We start from the raw sequence: 1,941 nt of genomic DNA on the forward strand, positions 1-1,941 counted from the left end.
GTGTCGTAGGTCTTGAACGACATCGAGGTGTAGCCCTGGCGGGCGAACTGGATGACGCGGTAGATGTAGTTCTCCGGCACGGCGTCCTTCTTGGCCGCCTTGATCTCGCGCTTCAGCGCGGTGTTCAAAGCCGGGTCGAAGCAGTCGTCGTCATGGCCTTCGCAGTTGACGCAGGCCTTCATGATCGCTTCGAGGTGTTTCTTGACGATCTTCGAGCCGGTCACCAGCGAGGCGACCTTCTGCTCCTCATTGACCTTCCAGTCGATGAATTCCTCGATATCGGGATGGTCGGCGTCGACGATCACCATCTTTGCCGCGCGGCGCGTCGTGCCGCCCGATTTGATGGCGCCGGCGGCGCGGTCGCCGATCTTGAGGAAGCTCATCAGGCCGGACGAGCGGCCGCCGCCGGACAGCTTTTCGCCTTCGCCGCGCAGCATCGAGAAGTTCGAGCCGGTGCCGGAACCGTATTTGAACAGGCGCGCCTCACGCACCCACAGGTCCATGATGCCGCCCTCGTTGACGAGGTCGTCCTGCACGCTCTGGATGAAGCAGGCATGCGGCTGCGGATGCTCGTAGGCGGACTTGGACTTGGTCAGCTTGCCGGTGAAGGGGTCGACATAGAAGTGGCCCTGGCTCGGACCGTCGATGCCATAGGCCCAGTGCAGGCCGGTGTTGAACCATTGCGGCGAGTTCGGCGCAACGCGCTGGGTGGCGAGCATATAGGCGAGCTCGTCGCGGAAGGCGCGCGCGTCTTCTTCCGATTTGAAGTAGCCGCCCTTCCATCCCCAGTAGGTCCAGGTGCCGGAGAGACGGTCGAAGACCTGGCGGGCGTCGGTTTCCGAACCATAGCGCTCAGCCTCGGGGAGCTTGGCGAGTTCGGCCTCGTCGGCTACCGAGCGCCACAGGAAGGAGGGGACGTCGTTCTCCTCGACCTTTTTCAGGCGCGCCGGCACGCCGGCCTTGCGGAAATATTTTTGGGCCAGGATGTCGGCCGCGACCTGGCTGAATTGGGCCGGCACATCGATGTTGTCCAGGCGGAACACCACAGAGCCGTCGGGATTCTTGATCTCCGACAGGGCCTTGCGGAATTCGATCTCCGCATAGGCTGACTGGTCTGGCTTGGTGAAGCGACGCTCTATGCGCATTGGTCCGGTCCCTTTTGTCTATATATAGCGCTTTTCCCCAGGGTTTTCTGCCCTCAAGGCGAAAAGCGCAGTCCGCCGTTTGCCGGCATCGCGGGCGACGCCGGCACTCTCCTCGTCGCAGGTGCCGGCTTGCAGACAGCATAACGCCTTGCCAGGTGTTCGCCTGGGCTGCAGACCGACCCTCGCGGGTCCCTAAACTGAAACTTTTGTCGATTCCCTCGTTCGAGGGAGGTTCACACTATCTAGGGTCGAGCCTGCCTGCAAACACTAAATATAGTGTTAACAGATCATTTTTTCCAGGCCGACAATTCTCCCTTTCGCCCACCTAAGCCCCAACACTCCCAACGCTTCCGCCGGCCTCGTGAACAGGCGGAAATGCGGGCAAAACGCACAAAATCCGGGAAAAAAGACCGGCCTCTGAACACTCCGGTCACGCCCGCAACAGGAGCGCATGGCCTATAAAGAGCGACTCGTTTGGAACCGTCAAGGATTCGTTTTTGTAGGTTTTGTGACCCCAATATGTTGTGTGTCACATATGTGGATAACGGGGACAGAAAACCGTCGGCGCGGAATTCGCCCTGGCTTGGTGAAAGCCGCTCCGCGCCTCGGATCGTGACCGTTTCCGAGCACCCGGAAAAGGCGAACATCTCATTGTGCCTCGGTCCGCCGAGAGCTCGATCCGTGTTTCGGCGCGCGCCGCTCCAGATACCAAAAGAGCTTGACGCATCGGTATCCCAATGCACTTATTAGTCCGTAACTAAGTTATAAATTCCATAAATATGGAATATAAGAAGGG

The 1,941-nt window shown here is 59.6% G+C and carries 1 pseudogene; it reads right to left on the reverse strand.

Going from position 1 to position 1,941, the window contains the following annotated elements:
* Positions 1-1,145 (reverse strand): annotated as a pseudogene (locus EOA38_RS35195) (vitamin B12-dependent ribonucleotide reductase); the annotation flags it as partial.
* Between the last annotated feature and the right edge of the window lie 796 nt (positions 1,146-1,941).

Origin of the sequence: Mesorhizobium sp. M1E.F.Ca.ET.041.01.1.1 (assembly GCF_003997355.1) — a bacterium.
Lineage (GTDB): Bacteria > Pseudomonadota > Alphaproteobacteria > Rhizobiales > Rhizobiaceae > Mesorhizobium.